The sequence below is a fragment of the Pandoraea terrae genome, from assembly GCF_902459695.1.
Lineage (GTDB): Bacteria > Pseudomonadota > Gammaproteobacteria > Burkholderiales > Burkholderiaceae > Pandoraea > Pandoraea terrae.
Genome location: NZ_CABPRZ010000010.1, coordinates 1 through 17771, shown reverse-complemented (window position 1 = coordinate 17771; position 17771 = coordinate 1). Strand labels below are relative to the sequence as shown.

Here is a 17771-nt window from a genome sequence, read left to right as displayed (position 1 = left end):
CCGCGCCTGCCCATTCCGGACCGGCGCGCGACCCCGCGGCTCATCCGCGCAATGAGGACGCCAACCCGATCACGATCACGCCGAGTGCCAGATTGAGGGCGACGAGGCGACGCACGCCGTTGACGGCGCGAGCGCCGTCGGGCCACGACTGTGCCTGCACGGCCCGCTGCAGACGCGGGAACAACGCAAAACGGATATGGCCGTACACCAGCATCATGACCACGCCAATCCCGGCCATGGCATGCACGGGCCAGCGCGCGTGAAGGCCGCCCTGGCCCATCATCATCATTTGCCCGCCCGAAAGCAGGATCACGACGATCGCCACGCCGACCCACGTCAGGAAACGCGACAGCGCCGCCTCCCACAGCGGCAAACGTTGCTGAGGCGACAATTCGCCCACCGCGGGACGCAGGCAGACGTACGCGAAGAACATGCCGCCCACCCAGACGACCACGCCCAGCACATGCAACATCAGACTCAACGCATAGACACTCATTCAACGCTCCTCAAGCCGCCGGCGGCGCGGCCGGGATTTCCGGCGCCAACGCCTGCGGCGAGAATTTGATGGCCGGCGCGCGGCCCTTGCGGGCCCGCTTGCCGATGTGCGGCGCGAGCGCATCGCCCGTCAACCGCGCCTCACCCGCCTTGCCGCCACGGCCGACGCCAAACACGCGCACGCCCGCCTGGCTGATCGGCACGGCTTGAAGCAGCGTCTGGCCGTCTTCCAGACCGATCAGTGTCACACCGCGGCCGCCGCCCGACAAGGCCTTCATTTCGTCCATGCCGAAGACCAGCAGGCGTCCGTCGCTCGACAGGCACGCCACAGCGCTCGCGCCCGGCCAAACCGGCGCGGGTTGAAGCGGTTCCGCATTGCCGTCCACCGTCATGAACGCCTTGCCCGCCTTCACCCGGCTGATCATGTCGCCAAGCTTGGCCGTAAAGCCGAAACCGGCGCTCGTCGCAAGCAGCAGGACGCGATCGGCCGGTGCCGCGAAGTAATGCAGCAGACGCGAGCCGGCCTCCAGTTCGATCAGCGAGGTCAGCGGCACGCCATCGCCGCGCCCGCCAGGCAGCGTGGCTACCGCAACCGAATACACGCGCCCATTGCTGCCCCATGCGATCAGCGGATCGACAGTACGGCATTCGAACGCGCCGTACAGCGCGTCGCCGGCCTTGAAGGTGAACGCTTGCGCATCGAGCCCGTGCCCCTTGAGCGCACGCACCCAGCCCTTCGCGGACACAACGACCGTCACCGGCTCGTCGACCACACGGGTCTCTGCGACGGCGCGTTTCTCTTCCTGAATCAGGGTACGGCGCTCGTCGCCAAATTGTTTGGCATCCGCTTCGATTTCCTTGATGATCAGGCGCTTCATGGCCGATTCGCTCGCGAGCAGTTCCTCGAGCTTGGCCTTCTCGTCGCGCAACGCGGCGAGCTCCTGCTCGAGCTTGATCGCCTCGAGCCGCGCCAACTGGCGCAGACGAATCTCGAGAATGTCTTCCGCTTGCCGCTCCGACAGCGAGAACGACTGCATCAGCGCCTGCTTCGGCTCATCCGATTCGCGAATGATGCGGATGACTTCATCGATGTTGAGGAAAACCGTCAGGCGGCCTTCCAGGATATGAATCCGGTCATCGACCTTGCCAAGGCGATGTTGCGAGCGGCGCGTGACCGTGGCGAAACGGAACCCGATCCACTCGCCCAGGATGTCGCGCAGCGACTTCTGACACGGACGACCGTCGGCGCCGACCATGACCAGGTTGATGGACGCACTCGATTCCAGGCTGGTGTGCGCGAGCAGCGTCGTGATGAACTCCTGCTGGTCGATGCGGCTCGACTTCGGTTCGAAGACGAGCCGCACCGGCGCGTCCTTGCCCGATTCATCACGCACCGCGTCGAGCATTGCGAGCATCGATTGCTTCAGGGTCTGCTGTTCCGGCGTGAGCGATTTCTTGCCCAGCTTGATCTTCGGATTGGTCAGTTCCTCGATCTCCTCGAGGACCTTCTGGCCAGACGTATTCGGCGGCAATTCATACACCACGGCCTGCCACTGGCCGCGCGCCATTTCCTCGATCTTCCAGCGCGCGCGCATCTTCAGGCTGCCGCGGCCCGACTCGTACGCCGCGCGAATTTCGGCTGCGCTCGAAATCAACTGGCCGCCGCCCGGGAAATCGGGGCCCGCAACGAATTCCATCAGGCCCGCATCGTCGAGCTTGGGATTGCGGATCAACGCCACCGCTGCCTGTGCGACTTCGCGCAAGTTATGCGACGGAATCTCCGTGGCCAAACCGACCGCGATCCCCGATGCGCCATTGAGCAACACGAACGGCAGACGCGCGGGCAACAGGCGCGGCTCGTCGGTGGAGCCATCGTAGTTCGGCACGAAATCCACCGTACCGGCGTCGATCTCATCCAGAAGCAGACGCGCGATCGGCGTGAGACGCGCTTCCGTGTATCGCATGGCCGCCGCGCCATCGCCGTCGCGCGAGCCGAAGTTGCCCTGGCCGTCGATCAACGGGTAGCGCATGGAAAAGTCCTGCGCGAGCCGCACGAGCGCGTCGTAGGCCGACTGGTCGCCGTGCGGGTGAAACTTGCCGAGGACGTCGCCCACGACGCGTGCGGATTTCACGGGCTTGGCGTCGGCCGCGAGCCCCATTTCGTTCATCGCGAACAGAATGCGGCGCTGCACGGGCTTTTGGCCGTCGCAAACATCAGGCAGGGCGCGGCCCTTGACGACGCTGATCGCGTAATCGAGATAGGCACGTTCGGCATACGCGCCGAGGGTGAGCGTATCGTCGTCGGGCGAGAGAAGATCTTGTTGTTCCATAAAGCAGGCAGGCGTCTGTGCGGTAACGTGTGCAATAAAGTGGCGAAGCCCTGAAGCCGCGCGCCGCGGGAGGCGTCGTCAACGACGCGCAATCGGCGGCAAACGCGTGATCATACCAAGCCGTCAGGGCAGCTCGATGATTTCCGCGCGAATCGACGGGAAGTACAACGCAAAGTTCGGTCCGCAGGACGCGCCACGCGTGATGGCACGCTCACGGATCGGAAGATGAGAGGGGGACCGGTGGTCCGGAACGTGCCTCTGTGCGCGGCGCGTCGTGCGAATCATGTTTCAACACGGCCGGGATTTCCGCCGGCACCACCGGCAGGCCCGCCGGCGCGCCCAGAATGACATGCACGCGGCGATTGCCGGCGCCACGCGCATTGCCCTGTGTGCCCGGCCGCGACGGCAGCGCGGCGCGCACCGCCCCCTCCGTCACGGACGTGGCGGACGCCATCGCCGCATCGGGATCGAAGCGCCGGTAAAGCTCCATGACGGCTACGACATAATCGCGCGTTTCCGCATACGGCGGCACCTGATACGCGTGACGCGCGACGGCGCCCTCCCCCGCGTTATACGCCGCCAGCACGAGTTCGAGACGCGCCGGGTAGCGTGCCTGCAGGTCCCGCAGAAAGCGGGCCCCGGTCGCGACGTTGATGGACGGATCGGACAACTTGTCGGCCACGGAGCGCTTCTTGTCCGCGCGCACGCCGTAACGTTCACCGGTTTCGGGCATGACCTGCATCAATCCGATCGCGCCCTTGGGCGAGACGGCATCCGGGTCGAAACCGGACTCCGCCGCAATGACGGCCTTGAGCAGCGCGGGGTCGACATCAAAGCGGTCCGCCGCACGCATGATCACAGGCGACAGGCGCTTGAGTGCCGGATGGTGCGACAACGCGTCGTACAGTTTCGCGCGCTCGCTGCCGCCTGCCGGCGCGGCACCCAGCGCGGCGCGGCCACGCAGGTCGAGCGATCCGCCCGAACGTACGAACAATCGGTAACGGGAATCGAGCGGCCGCGTCGCCAGGTGCGCCGTGCCGTTTTCGTCGACAAAGCCGTACAGGTCGGCGTGTGCAGCCGGTGACGCGCCAACGAGCGCCATCGCCAGGCCGCACGCAGCCCACCACGTTCGCAGACGCGGCCAGGAGCACCGGAGGGGATCAGTTGCTGCCGGTGACATGCACCTTGATGGTCTGGCTCATGGCCGGACCGAAGGATCGGTGTGCGCCGTCGGCAAATTGCAAAGTCAACGTGTGATCGCCTGGCGTCAGCTTGATTTGGGTTTCGGTCTGGCCCTTCCCGAAATGAAGATGGGTGTCGTCGGTCGGAACGACGTCGCCTTTCGGCTCGGCGGTGCCATCGATGATCAGGTGGTGGTGTCCGGTGCCGGGTGTCGCGGTGCCCGCCGGCGCGACGGTCATGCCGTCGACGCCGAACTTGACCGTCACTGGATTCATGACATTTGCATCGTCCTTTGGCGCGACGAAATACACGCGCTCGGCAGCCATCGCAGCCGTCGCAGCCGTCGCACTGGTCAGCAACAACGGGACGAGAAGGTAACGCGTCGTTCGCATCATGACCCGACTCCTTTCAGAATGAATGGTGGTGCCTCGAACCGACCGCGCCGGCGCAGGATAAGGCCGCATTATCCCACCATGCACGCGAGCGCGCCGGAACGCCGATCAGATGTCGGCTTCGACCTCGTTGCCGTTGGCTTCGAGCCAACTGCGGCGTTGCGCGGCCTCGCCCTTGCCCATCAGCATGTTCATGCGTGACACGGTGGCGTCGAAATCCAGGGTGCCGAGCGCCACCGGGCTCAATCGCCGCGTATCGGGGTTCATGGTGGTTTCCCACAATTGTCCCGCGCTCATCTCGCCCAGCCCCTTGAAGCGGCTGATCGACCAGGCATTTTCCTTGACGCCGTCCTTGCGCAGCTTGTCGAGAATGGCCTCGAGTTCGCCTTCGTCCAACGCGTACAGCTTCTGCGCGGGCTTCTTGCCGCGCGCCGGCGCATCAACGCGATACAACGGCGGACGCGCCACGAACACATTGCCCTGGGCGATCAAACGCGGGAAATGACGGAAGAATAGCGTGAGCAGCAAGACCTGGATATGAGATCCGTCCACATCGGCATCGGAAAGGATGCAGATCTTGCCGTAACGCAGATTCGAGAGGTCCGCATCGTCTTGCGGACCGTGCGGATCGACGCCGATCGCCACCGCGATGTCGTGCACTTCATTGTTCGCAAACAGGCGGTCGCGTTCGGTTTCCCACGTGTTCAGCACCTTGCCGCGCAGGGGCAGGATCGCCTGGAACTCCTTGTCGCGCCCCATCTTGGCCGAGCCCCCCGCCGAATCGCCCTCGACGAGGAACAGTTCGTTGCGAGCGACGTCTTCGGTCTCGCAGTCGGTCAACTTGCCCGGCAGCACAGCCACGCCGGAGCTCTTCTTTTTCTCGATCTTCTGTCCCGCACGGGTGCGCGCCTGCGCCTGGCGAATCACGAGCTCCGCGAGCTTCTTGCCATGTTCGACGTGATGATTGAGCCACAACTCCAGCGCCGGACGTGTAAACGACGACACCAGACGCACCGCGTCGCGGCTGTTCAGGCGTTCCTTGATCTGCCCCTGGAATTGCGGGTCGAGCACCTTGGCGGACAGCACGAACGACACGCGCGAGAAAACATCTTCCGGCAGCAGCTTCACGCCCTTGGGCTGCAAGTTATGCAGTTCGATAAACCCGCGCACCGCCTGAAACAACCCTTCGCGCAAGCCCGACTCATGGGTGCCGCCGGCAGGCGTCGGAATCAGGTTGACATAGGATTCACGTACGGGCGCGCCATCTTCGGTCCATGCCACGACCCACGCGGCGCCCTCGCCCTCTGCAAAGCTGTCTTCGCTACCATCGGCAAATCGCTCGCCCTCGAACAGCGGAATCAGCGGCTCAGCCCCACCCAGCGTCTCGAGCAGATAGCCGCGCAGGCCTTGCTCGTAGCACCACGTCTGTTCTTCGCCGTTCTTCTCCTGGATCAGCGTGACACGCACACCGGGCAGCAGGACGGCTTTCGAACGCAGCAGGCGCTGCAACTCGCCTAGCGGCAACTGCGCACTGTCGAAGTATTTGACGTCCGGCCACACAGTCACGCGAGTGCCGCTCTTCTTCTCGCCGCGCGCGGCGGGTCGGGAGTGCAGCGGCACGCTCACGTCGCCGCCGGCAAATTCGAGTTCCGAGACCTGATTGTCGCGCCAGACCGTCACGGCCAATCGCGTCGACAACGCGTTGGATACCGACACACCGACACCGTGCAGGCCGCCCGAGAAGGTATAGGCGCCACCGGCGGCCTTGTCGAACTTGCCGCCCGCGTGCAACCGCGTGAACACGATCTCGACCACCGGCACGCCCTCTTCGGGGTGCATGCCGATGGGAATGCCCCGGCCGTCGTCTTCGACGCTGACCGCGCCATCCTTGTGCAACGTGACGAGAATCTGCTTGCCGAAACCACCCAGGGCCTCGTCCGACGCGTTGTCGATGACTTCCTGAACGATGTGAAGCGGATTCTCAGTACGGGTGTACATACCCGGGCGTTGCTTGACCGGCTCAAGGCCCTTCAGAACCTTGATCGAGGCTTCGCTGTACTGCGCGGGCGTATTTTTTTTCGACATAGCGTGAATGAAAATGGGCTCGACGCCCCGCCGCTTATCCACACGCGCTGTGGACAACCGCGGGGACAACCCGTTAACACATGACAAAAGCGTCGCCAGATCAATGACTTGCCTTCCGGCGCCCACTTTTTGAGCAATTCAGGAGTGCGCCACGACCATGAGGCCGCGGCTATTGTACTGTCTCCCGCCGAAGGCCCCGTTCCCGGGGCCGCCGACGCTCGAAACGTCAGGACGCCTCGCCGCGCTGCTTGGCCTCGAGCATTTCCCAACGTTCGAGCGCCTCCAGCAACGCCAGTTCGATGGCTTCGAAGCGTTCCGACAGTGCCGCACCCTGTTGCGGGTCCTTCGCGAAAATGGTGCCGTCCTCGAGTTGCTTCGAAACGGTGGACTGTTCCGACTCGAGTGCTGCGATGCGCTCCGGCAAGCCTTCCAGCTCGCGCTGCTCCTTGTAACTGAGCTTGACGGTCCGGTTGCCGCCACGCTTGGCCGCCGCAACTTCCTTTACGGCCTCGGCCGGCGCCGGCGCACGTTGCGCGGCAATGGCTGCCGCGCGATCGCGCTGGATTTGCCAATCGGTGAAGCCGCCAACGTACTCGCGCCACAGGCCGTCGCCTTCGGCCGCAATGACCGAGGTTACAACATTGTCGAGAAACGTCCGGTCGTGGCTGACGAGGAATACCGTGCCGCTATAGTCCTGCAACAACTCTTCGAGCAGTTCCAGCGTCGGAATGTCGAGGTCATTGGTCGGCTCGTCGAGCACCAGCACATTCGCGGGACGCGCGAACAGGCGGGCCAGCAGCACGCGATTGCGCTCCCCGCCGGACAGCGAACGCACCGGCGAACGCGCCCGCTCGGGCGAGAACAGGAAGTCGCCGAGATAGCTCATGACGTGCTTCTTCTCGCCGTTGATTTCGATCCAGTCGCTGCCCGGACTGATCGTGTCGAGCAGCGACTTCTCCGGATCCAGTTGCGTGCGCATCTGGTCGAAATACGCGACCTGAAGATTGGTGCCGACGCGGATCTGGCCGGCGTCCGGCTGCAATTGGCCAAGCATGAGTTTGAGCAACGTCGTCTTGCCGGCGCCATTCGGTCCGACAAGGCCAATCTTGTCGCCACGCATCAGCGTCGCCGTAAAATCCCGGACAACCGTGCGCTCGCCGAACGCCTTCGTCACGTTGATCAGTTCCGCCACCATCTTTCCCGACCGGTCGGCCTGCGCGACATCCATGCGCACGTTGCCCTGTGTCTCGCGCCGTTCGGCGCGCTGCGCGCGCATGTCCCTGAGCCGCTCGATCCGGGAGACGCTGCGTGTGCGGCGAGCCTCCACGCCCTTGCGGATCCACACCTCTTCCTGCGCGAGCAACTTGTCGAACTTGTCGTTTTCGACACGCTCGATTTCGAGCTGTTGCGCCTTGCGCTCCTGATACTGCGTGAAATTGCCGGGGTACGACAGCAAACGGCCGCGATCGAGTTCGACGATCCGCGTGGCGACGCGGTCCAGAAAGCTCCGGTCATGGGTGATGAACAGCAGGCTGCCGCGAAACCCCAGCAACAGTTCCTCGAGCCAGCGGATCGCATCGAAATCGAGGTGATTGGTCGGTTCGTCGAGCAGCAGGATGTCGGGCCGCGCAACCCAGGCCTGCGCGAGCGACACGCGCTTCTGCATCCCGCCCGACAGCGTGCCCACGCGGGCATGGGCGTCGAGCCCCAACTGCGCGATCGTGGTTTCCACGCGCGTTTTCACTTGCCACGCCCCCGTCGCCTCGAGCGACGACTGAAGCGTATTCAGGCGCGCGAGCAACGCGTCATGCGCCGCACCTTCGGCCGCATCGGCCAGCGCTGCGGCGGTGTGATCGTACTCCGACAGCATGGCGTGCAGCTCGCCCAGGCCGAGCGCGACGGCATCGAACACGCTCAGTTCCGGGTCGAAGGTCGGCTCCTGCGGCACGTAGACGGTATTGAGACTGCTTTGACGCGCAACGAGGCCGTCATCGGGCGCGGTCAGCCCCGCCACGATCTTGAGCAGCGACGACTTGCCCGCGCCGTTACGGCCGATCAACCCGACCCGCTCACCCGCTTCGAGTGCGAAATCGGCATTGTCGAGCAACGCTACGTGACCGAACGCCAGTTGGGCGCCGGTAATGGAATACAAAGCCATAAATGGTGAAATGCCAGACTGCGAAGCGTGTCATTGTACCGCTCGGAACGGCCGAAGCCGCGGCGAGCGGAGGAATTCGGAAGCGTCTTTAGCGCGGCTCGGAGGATGCCGCCCGCAACATGTCGAGATGCGGGATACCGTCCTCGTCGTAGGGACCGAATTGGGTCACAAAGCCGTATGCCCCGTAAAACCTTTCGAGATACGCCTGTGCGCTGATGCGTACCGCCGCACCGGGCCAATGCGCCTCAATCTCCGAGAGCGCGCGTGCGATCAGTTCGCGCCCGATGCCCGTACCGCGATACGGCGCCGTGCTCAAAACACGGCCGAGCGACGCCTCTTCATAAGCGAGTCCCGGCGGCAACAGGCGAAGGTAGGCAACGATGCGAAGCTCGCCCTGCGCGTCGCGCGCCTGCGCGATGAGGTGCAGGCACTGCAGATCGCGTCCGTCGATGTCCTGATAGACGCAGTCCTGCTCGACGACGAACACCGCGCTGCGTGCCTCGAGCACGCGGTACAGCAATGCCGGTTCGAGCTCGTCGAATCGTTTGCACATCCACTCCATGACTCCACCTCCGCGCGCCTTGCAAAAGCCCACGACTATAGCATCGCCTGCGCCGAAGGCCGCTGCTGCGCGGCCCGTCGGGCAATCAGGCGACGTTTGGGCGGGATTTGGGGCGGGCCGGTGCCGGACGATCCGCCCGGATGGCCCTCGGCGAGGCCGGCGAATTCAGTGCGGCCGCTGGCCCGAACGCGTGGACGTTACTGGTGTTACTGGTAATAGCCGACGATGCCCTGCTCGATGTCGGCGCGCGCATTGCGTTCCGCGTCATCGAGGGCGAAACCTTGCGTGGCAAAGCCATAGGCGGTCTGCACCTGGTAGGCACCGACCTTTTCCAGACCGTTTCCGGTCGGGCGGTGGATTTCGTAGTAAGCATCCCAGCGGGCGTTTTCACGCTCCACGGCTGCGACACGGTAATGGAAATCCTGGTATTGAGTCGTTTTCATTTTTACTTCCTTCTTTACAGCATTAACTTGATAAATAAATCCCTCTCGAATCGGCATACGGTGATGAGATTACAAAAACGTGCAAATGTTTCCCAGCGCGCACGAAGGCTAACGCGGCAATATGACAGCCGCGCGACATCCGTGTTCGGGGTTTACGCCGGGAAATGTCGCATTCGTTGACGTGCCGCCGTTGCCAGGCGACGGAACGTGACGATACGGATCGTTTCGATTCAGTAGTGGGATAAGTCGCGACTGGCGTGGCACGCAAAGCACCACTGCCGCAGTCGAATCGCCAATCGGCCCACGTGGAACACCTGGACTGATCAGTGTCGTGCGTGGCTGACGGACATCGGGCTGGCGTGAAATCTTCTGATAATGGTCACACCGGCACGCGCCGGTTGTCTTGACATGCGCCCGTTGGGACGGCGCACGGAGAAACGGGCTGGCACGAATGCCGCTCACGCTCGCAGTCGGCCGGCAACACCGGCAAGGACAACGCAAGCAAACGGCACCGCACCCGATTTTGGATGCGATGCCGGCATTTTACACGAAGTTCGCGCGTTCTGCTTGCGGGATCAAGCCCCGGGCGCAGCCTCGCGGTCCTCGATCTGCGCCAGCACCCAGTACATATACCCGGCGAAGGCGCCGAAGACCATGTGCCCGGCCACCATCATCCAGTTGCGCGATTCCACGAACCACGGGAAAAACTGTGTCATCACGTAGAAATTGAAGACGTAGACAAGCAACCCGAAGGCGCCGCCGGCGATCGACACCGTAAACACGTCCGAGTCGAGCCGGAACGGTGCGACGATCGCGCCGAGGATCAGGCCAAGGACAACGCCGATCATTGCGTGCACGACGAGTGCCACGGCGACGATTGTCACGTCGAAGGTGGCCGGTGGCGGCAGGATGCCCTGCCCGAGCACGATGGCGGCCACCATGCGTGGGGGCACCCACGGACTCTGGCCGGTCATGAGCAACACCGTCAGCATTTCCACCGCCGAGAAGAAAGCGCACGCGATGAACCCCGCCACGGCAGCGGCGGCCCAGTCGGGTGTGCGATGAGAATAGCGATGCGAGTGCAGGTGGAGTTCCATAACGTCCTCCCGAACGGGCCGCCGGGCAGCGGCAGTGTCTTCAGGATAGGACAAAAATGCAGCGGTGGCGAAAGCCCGATAGCAATTGCACTATGCCCTGCCGTCCCATGCACGCCACGCGAAGCCGGTCTGCAGATCGAACGATTGCGTCCCCGCGGCAACACAAATGCGCCCGACACGCCCGTGCTGCGGTGCGGTACGGTAGAATATTCGGCAAACACCGACCTTCTGGACTGGCATGAGCAACGAGCTAACTGCGGCATCCAATTTCATCCGCAACATCATCGACGAAGACAATCGCAATGGAAAATGGGCAGAGCGCGTCGAAACGCGCTTTCCGCCCGAGCCGAACGGCTATTTGCACGTCGGACATGCGAAAAGCATTTGCCTGAACTTTGGCATCGCGCGCGACTATCACGGCATCTGCCACCTGCGCTTCGACGACACCAACCCGGAAAAGGAAGAAACGGAATACGTCGACGCCATCATCGAGACGGTGAAGTGGCTCGGCTTTTCGTACGAACAAGGCGACAAGGAACATCTGTACTTCGCCAGCGACTATTTCGAAAAGCTGTATCAGTGCGCCGAACTGCTGATCCGGAACGGCCGCGCCTACGTCGACAGCCAGACGGCCGAAGAGATGCGCGCCAACCGCGGCTCGCTGACCGAACGCGGCAAGGACTCGCCGTTCCGCAATCGTACGGTCGAAGAGAACCTCGACCTGTTCCGGCGCATGCGCGCGGGCGAATTTGCCGACGGCCAGCACGTGCTGCGCGCGAAGATCGACATGGGCTCGCCCAACATCAACATGCGGGATCCGGCCATCTACCGGATTCGCCACGCGCATCACCACCGCACGGGCGACGCCTGGTGCATCTATCCGATGTACACCTACGCGCATCCGCTCGAAGATGCGATCGAAAACATCACGCACAGCCTGTGCACGCTCGAGTTCGAAGACCAGCGCCCGTTCTACGACTGGGTGCTCGAACAGTTGGCCGAAGCCGGTGTGTTCAAGCGCCCGATGCCGCAGCAAATCGAATTTGCGCGCCTGAACCTGACCTATGCCATCACGAGCAAGCGCAAGCTGCGCCAGCTCGTGAGCGACGGGCATGTCGACGGCTGGGACGATCCGCGCATGCCGACGCTCGTCGGCCTGCGCCGGCGCGGCTTCACGCCGGAGAGCATTCAACTGTTCTGTGAACGCATTGGCGTGGCCAAGAACGATTCCTGGATCGACATGGGGGTGCTGGAACAGGCGCTGCGCGATGACCTGGACCCCAAGGCGGCGCGTTCGGTCGCGGTGCTCGATCCGCTCAAGCTGATCATCGACAACTACCCCGAAGGCCAACAGGAAGCCTGCCAGGCCCCGGTGCATCCGCACCACCCGGAACGCGGCGTGCGCACGTTCCCGCTGTCGCGCGAATTGTGGATTGAACGCGAAGACTTCCAGGCCGAACCGGTCAAGGGCTTTTTCCGTCTGTTTCCGGGCAACAAGGTGCGCCTGCGCTATGGCTACGTCGTCGAATGCACCGGCTTCGACCAGGATGCCGACGGCAATGTCACGGCGGTGCATTGCCAGTACTTCGCGGACAGCAAGTCGGGCACGCCGGGGGCAGATACGTACAAAGTCAAGGGCAACATCCATTGGGTCAGCGCGCCGCACGCGCTGGCCGCGCAAGTGCGGCTCTATGACCGCCTGTTCTCGGACCCGAATCCCGATGCCGGCGAGAAGAACTTCCTCGACGCGCTCAACCCGAACGCCAAGCGCATCACGCAAGCGTTCGTCGAGCCGGGCCTGACAGGCACCGTTGCCGAAGACCGTGTGCAGTTCGAACGTCATGGCTACTTCGTGGCCGACCGCTACGACTCGCAACCGGGCAAGTTGGTGTTCAACCGCATTGTCTCGCTCAAGGACAGCTGGGCGGCCAAGCCGGCCAAGGGCAAGTGACGCAGCATGGGCCTGGCTTCACCCGAGTCTGCGTCGTCGCTCACGTCCAGCGGCCCGCTCAGTCGCTGGCGTGACCGAGGGGCACGTCTGGCCGATGAATTGCACGGTCTGTGCGCCAGCTTCGGTCAAATCTACTTCATGCCGTCCGCGGTGGGCGGGCTGCTCCTGTTCGGCTTGTTGATGCTCGCCGACATGCCGTCGGCATGGGCCGGCCTTGCCGGCGCCGTGATGGCCACGCTCACGGCCGTCGGCCTGGGATTTCCCGCCGACGCACGCCGCGCCGGCCTGTTCAGCTATAACGGCACGCTCACGGGCATCGCACTGGGCACGCTCTGGCAAACGGACCTCTGGTTGTATGCATGGCTATTCGCTTGTGTCGTCGCGACAGTACTTCTGACACGCCTGATGGCCCGGCTGGGATGGGCGGCACTCACCGGCCCCTTCGTCGCGGTCATGAGCGTGACGCATTGCCTGCGCGGGACGCTCCACCTCGTGCCCCGCGCGCTTGGGGCGGGCTGCACATCCCACAGTGTCGGCTTTGCCTTCTGTTCCGTCGGGCAGGTCGTGTTTATCGCACCGCTCGTCCTGGGCCTGTTGACGTGGTATGTCCTGCATCTCTGGCACGCACGCGTGACGGCCTGGGCGCTTGCCGGCGGGGTCGTCTGCGGCCTCGCGGTCGCGACGTTCGGCAGCGCATGGCCCGCGTTGGCGGCACAGGCGGGCGGCATCGGCGTCAACGGCTTTCTTGCGGCCCTCGGACTCGGGATTTTCCGGCGCAACGTGCCGACCCGGCTCACGGGCGCGGCCGTCGCGGCGTTCCTGTGCGTTGTGTTCGGGCAGTTCGGCTGGCCCTACTTCACGCTGCCGTTCAACCTCGCGGTCTGGACACTGCTGACGGTCACGTCGCCCGCCGCCGACTAGCGCCTGTTCACGCTGATATCGGGCAGCACAAAAGAAAAAGCCCGAAGCATTCGCATGCTTCGGGCATCGACTCGCGCTAACCCCGTGTTGATCTTGACGCCGCGCTGGCGGCGCACGCTGTCGTTGCTTCCCCGTTATCGTTATCAAGCCGTCGTTGCTGGCGATATTCGGCTGGCCGAAGGCCCCGCACTGAATCGCTTCCTGGTCGCGTGTATCCCGCGCCTGCGTGTCTTCGCACGTATCGGTCGTTGCCGGGCTGCGTATACAGGCGCCGCCCGAGTGTGGCCGGCCTCTTGTTCGAAACGGCTTGCGCCGTCAGGGCCTTACTTCCGTTAACGGACCGGTCCGGAAATAGTTGACACGGGGTATACACTGATCAACACGGGATTCAGCCCCGATTCCCGTACCATAACCCCACCCTAATGCTTGTACCGTCGGACTCATGCGCGAATTGATTCGGATTTCAGGCGAAACGCCGTCAGGAAAGTGCCACCGTACGGGGTTCAACGTTGCGCCCGCGCACGCCGCACGAATCATCGTCGCGGCATGGACGATGGCGGCCGCGCTCACAGGCTGCGCCACTGCCCCACGCAATACCGTCATCACCGCCCCGGCCGCGACCGCTCCCCCCGGGCGCGATGCCGGCGCGGCGCATCTTGCCGCCGCCGATGCCGCCGCCCAGCAGTACCGGACGTGCCTTTACGGTTACGTCGCACGCTACGCGTATCTGAACACGGACAGTGCGGCATTGGCCGGCGAAGCTGCGCAGGAGTGCGCACCGATTGCGCAGCGGTTCCGCCAGGAGCGCCAGGCGGGCACCGCGGCCAATACGACGGCTGCCGAAGCCGCCCGCCAGGCGGACGTCGCAGCCGACGACCTTCGGGTCGGCGGCATACGGCAAGCGCAGGCGCGCGCCACGGAAATTCGCGTACAGCGGTAGTTCACCGAACCAATGAAACCGGGCGGCCCACGCCCCCTTTCGGAGCGGCGCGCGCCGCGCGGTGCTTTCCCTAATCGGGCAAGCACCGATGGTGACAAGCCAAGGGCCCATCGACAATGCATTCACCCTCTTACGTCCTTTTGGGGGTACTGCGATAACGTCATTTGCCCGCTTCGGCGGGCGTTTTCTTTGGTGCGGCGGCGTCACGCCGGTTCGGCAGCCGGCAGGTCGTCGAATAAGCGCAATTGCCGCGCCGCGCCGGCATCGAGCAATCGCACCCCTACCCCCAGAAGCCGCACCGGACGGCGGCGTCTTGCGACCGCTTCGCCCAGAAGTTGCCGACATTGCTCAGGATCAACGCCAAGTGCCCCGGCTTCCGCCGTGGTACGGGAAAAATCCGCAAAACGAATCTTTACGAACACCTTGGCAATGGTCAGCGGCTCACCGCGGCGGGCGCGGACAATGCGCTCGTCGAGTTGGCGCAGCAGCGGTTGCAGCGCCGCTTCGCAATCGGCGAGCGTCTTCAGATCGCGCGTGTAGGTCGTTTCGACGCTGATCGATTTGCGCTCGCGGTCAGGGCAGACTTCACGCGTATCGATGCCCCGGCAGCGTTCATAAAGGCGTTGGCCGAACACGCCGAATCGGTCACACAGATCGGCCAGCGCATGGGTGCGCAAATCGCCGCATGTGTCCACGCCCAAGGCACGCAACCGTTCCGCCGTCACCTTGCCCACGCCGAACAGCCGCTCGACCGGTAACGCTGCGACGAAGGCGTCGACGTCGTCGGGACGAATCACGAACAGGCCGTCCGGCTTGCGCCAGTCGCTGGCGATCTTCGCAAGGAATTTGTTCGGTGCCACACCGGCAGAGACGGTGATGCCGACGTCTGCCGCGATGCGAGCGCGAATCTCGCGGGCAATCAGCGTCGCGGAGCCGCCGCATCGGCCACTGTCGCTCACATCGAGATAAGCCTCGTCGAGCGACAGGGGTTCGATCTGGTCCGTATAGTCGCGATAGATCGCCATGATGCGTTGCGACGCTTCACGGTAGCGCTCCATCGCCGGCGGCAGGATCAGCAGATCGGGACAGAGCTTGACCGCCTGCCCCGACGGCATTGCCGAGCGAATGCCGAACGCGCGCGCCTCGTAATTGCACGTGGCGATCACGCCGCGCTGGTCCGGCTGCCCGCCAACCGCCAACGGGCGCCCCCGCAACGACGGGTCGTCGCGCATCTCGACCGAAGCATAAAAGCAGTCGCAATCGCAGTGGATGATCTTGCGCGTCACGGAACGGGGAAGTGAGCGGAATACTGGTTAAATATACAGTATTTGCCGCAAAAATGCACACGTGCTGCAGGAGGTTGCCAAAGGGGCAATCGCGCAACGTCGCGTGTCGCGGAGCGCTTGCGGCATAGTGCCGCAAATCCGTCGTACGGCGTTTCATTGTGAGTCCGAACGCGCTCGCTTGCCCGTCGGGTCTGTATCGCGGACCCATTCGATAAACTCCTGGTCATACCGATTGCCGATCGAGGTGAGGTACTCTGCATAACCGTCGTAATTTCCCGCCCGGAAACGGGACAAGATCGAATCCACTATCTCCGGATGGCGCTCGAACAGGAAGCGCGTTGCCATGTAGCCCCAAAGATACGCACGCGTGTAACGGTCACTGGACGAGTAACCGGTCTGGAATATGTCCGAGAGCCGGTACGTATTCGTCTTCGCCGCTCTGATCGCAACCGGATTGACATTTTTGTGATCAAAGTATTCCGCGATGCCTTCAACCCACCAGATAGTAGGTTTTGCACGGCTCACGCCGGAATCGCCGGCCCTGTTATACCTGCCATCGAGATAATGAACAAACTCATGCCTCAAGCCATGGATCTCGAATCGAGGCTTAAGCCACGACTTGGCTACGACAAAGAGGCGCGCTTGATTGCCGCGCTCCTCGGGATTTCCCTCGAAGTAGAGGCCGCCATTATTCGTGTTGATGTCATAGATTACGGACCCATACGCCTTGTAGCTTTCCATATCATTAAACACTACGATCTCGACCGAATCGGTGTAATCATCTGGTACTGGATTGCGTTGTGTTTTCATCATCCGATGAAATTGATTCTCAGTTTTGGCCACCACTGCGCAAATTTTCCGCATTTGCTTACGTGTAAAATCCTGAGCAACTATCCTGATTTTTTCATTGCACGCATATTTGCTTTTCATTATTTTGGCGGCCAGGTTCTTTCTGTTGGCGGCCTGGTTCTTTCGATGATCGCATAAGCCGTAGTCGCCGCAATTCTGCGCATCGTGGTACTCCACCGCTTCCACGGCAACCTCCCACAAGCGCTTGTCAGGGCCATCGATGTCTGTTGTCGCCAGCATTTGCTGGACCATCGGCTTCACTTGTGCGCGCTGCTTCGGATATTGCAGAAACCGGTAGGCTTCCCGGGCGACGTTTGCTAATTGGTGAGCTGCGCTCGTGCCCGACAAGCTTTCGCGGTTTTTGACCACAAACCGGTTGAGCGTCTCAAGCAAGGATTGGTCGTTCTCCAGGAGATGCCGGTTGCCGGGACGTTCGTGGGCATAGTAGAACACCGTCAGCAGCCCGGTAAACCAACTCGCAGCGCTCGGGGTCAATAGCGCACGTGCGGCTTCCGGATTATTTTCACTCGCCGTATGGCGCTCAATCACTTCTTTTAGCCTGCTCAGGTAGTGAGCCTCATCCTCCATGTCTGTGATGAGCCTCATTAGCCCACCCGCCGTGCTTGACGCAAGCGGATTTTCTTTGAACAACGCATCACCCTCCAGGCTCTGCTCGATGTAGGGGCGCAGCCAAACATGCAGCATCGGGTACGGATTCTCCAGGTTTTCCCGTTCATACACTTGATATGCAGCACGCAAGTAAATAATCAGATTAATCAATTTCAAATTGGTGGCATCGTATTCGTATATCGCCTGGACGAAGCGGCTGGCTACCGCGTGAAGATTATCCCCACTGAAAACCGCGCCGGCGAGCACTCTATCAATTGAAAACAATCCGTCGTGACACTCTTGGTTCGGAAGATTTTCAATATAGTCGGCGAGTGCCGAGCCTGTGTATTTCGTCATCTCAGACATGTCGCGACAACTCGTGTAATCGGCACTTTGTAGTGGTCTAATGAACCCGGACACTGATTTAGGCGAGAATACTCGCCATGAAGAGGTGTCTGATGACCAAGCAAC

At 62.8% G+C, this 17771-nt stretch carries 14 protein-coding genes; 3 read left to right on the top strand and 11 right to left on the bottom strand.

All coding sequences use genetic code 11. From position 1 onward, the window contains the following. Positions 1-40: 40 nt before the first annotated feature. From PTE30175_RS13205 to PTE30175_RS13165, 9 genes are all read right to left on the bottom strand, one after another. Positions 41-496 carry a CopD family protein gene (locus PTE30175_RS13205; protein WP_150697523.1) on the bottom strand — a complete coding sequence of 152 codons (456 nt, stop codon included), beginning with the start codon at positions 494-496 and terminating at the stop codon, positions 41-43. Between the two features lie 10 nt (positions 497-506). Beyond that, a complete protein-coding gene (gene parC / locus PTE30175_RS13200; RefSeq protein ID WP_150697522.1) occupies positions 507-2825 on the bottom strand; it encodes a DNA topoisomerase IV subunit A in 2319 nt (772 codons plus the stop codon). A gap of 211 nt (positions 2826-3036) precedes the next feature. Further along, entirely contained in the window at positions 3037-3927 is an 891-nt protein-coding gene (locus PTE30175_RS13195; RefSeq protein ID WP_224788753.1) for a lytic transglycosylase domain-containing protein, read from the bottom strand. Positions 3928-3985: 58 nt separating this feature from the next. Next, on the bottom strand, positions 3986-4399 hold the full coding sequence (locus PTE30175_RS13190; protein ID WP_224788768.1) for a DUF4399 domain-containing protein: 414 nt from the start codon (positions 4397-4399) through the stop codon (positions 3986-3988). A 108-nt stretch (positions 4400-4507) separates the two neighbouring features. Then, a complete protein-coding gene (locus PTE30175_RS13185; RefSeq protein ID WP_150697519.1) occupies positions 4508-6484 on the bottom strand; it encodes a DNA topoisomerase IV subunit B in 1977 nt (658 codons plus the stop codon). A 226-nt stretch (positions 6485-6710) separates the two neighbouring features. Then, entirely contained in the window at positions 6711-8642 is a 1932-nt protein-coding gene (locus PTE30175_RS13180; protein WP_150697518.1) for an ATP-binding cassette domain-containing protein, read from the bottom strand. An 88-nt stretch (positions 8643-8730) separates the two neighbouring features. Next, positions 8731-9195 carry a GNAT family N-acetyltransferase gene (locus tag PTE30175_RS13175; RefSeq protein ID WP_224788752.1) on the bottom strand — a complete coding sequence of 155 codons (465 nt, stop codon included), beginning with the start codon at positions 9193-9195 and terminating at the stop codon, positions 8731-8733. 215 nt (positions 9196-9410) lie between these two features. Next, entirely contained in the window at positions 9411-9647 is a 237-nt protein-coding gene (locus tag PTE30175_RS13170; protein ID WP_150697516.1) for a hypothetical protein, read from the bottom strand. Between the two features lie 575 nt (positions 9648-10222). After that, positions 10223-10744, bottom strand: coding sequence for a hypothetical protein (locus tag PTE30175_RS13165; RefSeq protein ID WP_150697515.1), 522 nt, complete (start codon positions 10742-10744; stop codon positions 10223-10225). 238 nt (positions 10745-10982) lie between these two features. Here PTE30175_RS13165 and PTE30175_RS13160 point away from each other — a divergent pair, with 238 nt between their 5' ends. The 3 genes from PTE30175_RS13160 to PTE30175_RS13150 all read left to right on the top strand — a co-directional run bounded on the left by PTE30175_RS13160 (position 10983) and on the right by PTE30175_RS13150 (position 14556). Next, entirely contained in the window at positions 10983-12695 is a 1713-nt protein-coding gene (locus PTE30175_RS13160; RefSeq protein ID WP_150697514.1) for a glutamine--tRNA ligase/YqeY domain fusion protein, read from the top strand. Positions 12696-12701: 6 nt separating this feature from the next. Then, positions 12702-13616 (top strand): urea transporter, encoded by a 915-nt coding sequence (locus PTE30175_RS13155; protein ID WP_150697513.1) that lies wholly within the window; start codon positions 12702-12704, stop codon positions 13614-13616. A 442-nt stretch (positions 13617-14058) separates the two neighbouring features. Further along, on the top strand, positions 14059-14556 hold the full coding sequence (locus PTE30175_RS13150) for a hypothetical protein (RefSeq protein WP_150697512.1): 498 nt from the start codon (positions 14059-14061) through the stop codon (positions 14554-14556). 203 nt (positions 14557-14759) lie between these two features. Here PTE30175_RS13150 and dinB read toward each other — a convergent pair whose 3' ends face one another. After that, entirely contained in the window at positions 14760-15842 is a 1083-nt protein-coding gene (gene dinB, locus PTE30175_RS13145) for a DNA polymerase IV (RefSeq protein ID WP_150697511.1), read from the bottom strand. A 153-nt stretch (positions 15843-15995) separates the two neighbouring features. After that, positions 15996-17666 (bottom strand): collagenase, encoded by a 1671-nt coding sequence (locus tag PTE30175_RS13140; protein WP_191629045.1) that lies wholly within the window; start codon positions 17664-17666, stop codon positions 15996-15998. Between the last annotated feature and the right edge of the window lie 105 nt (positions 17667-17771).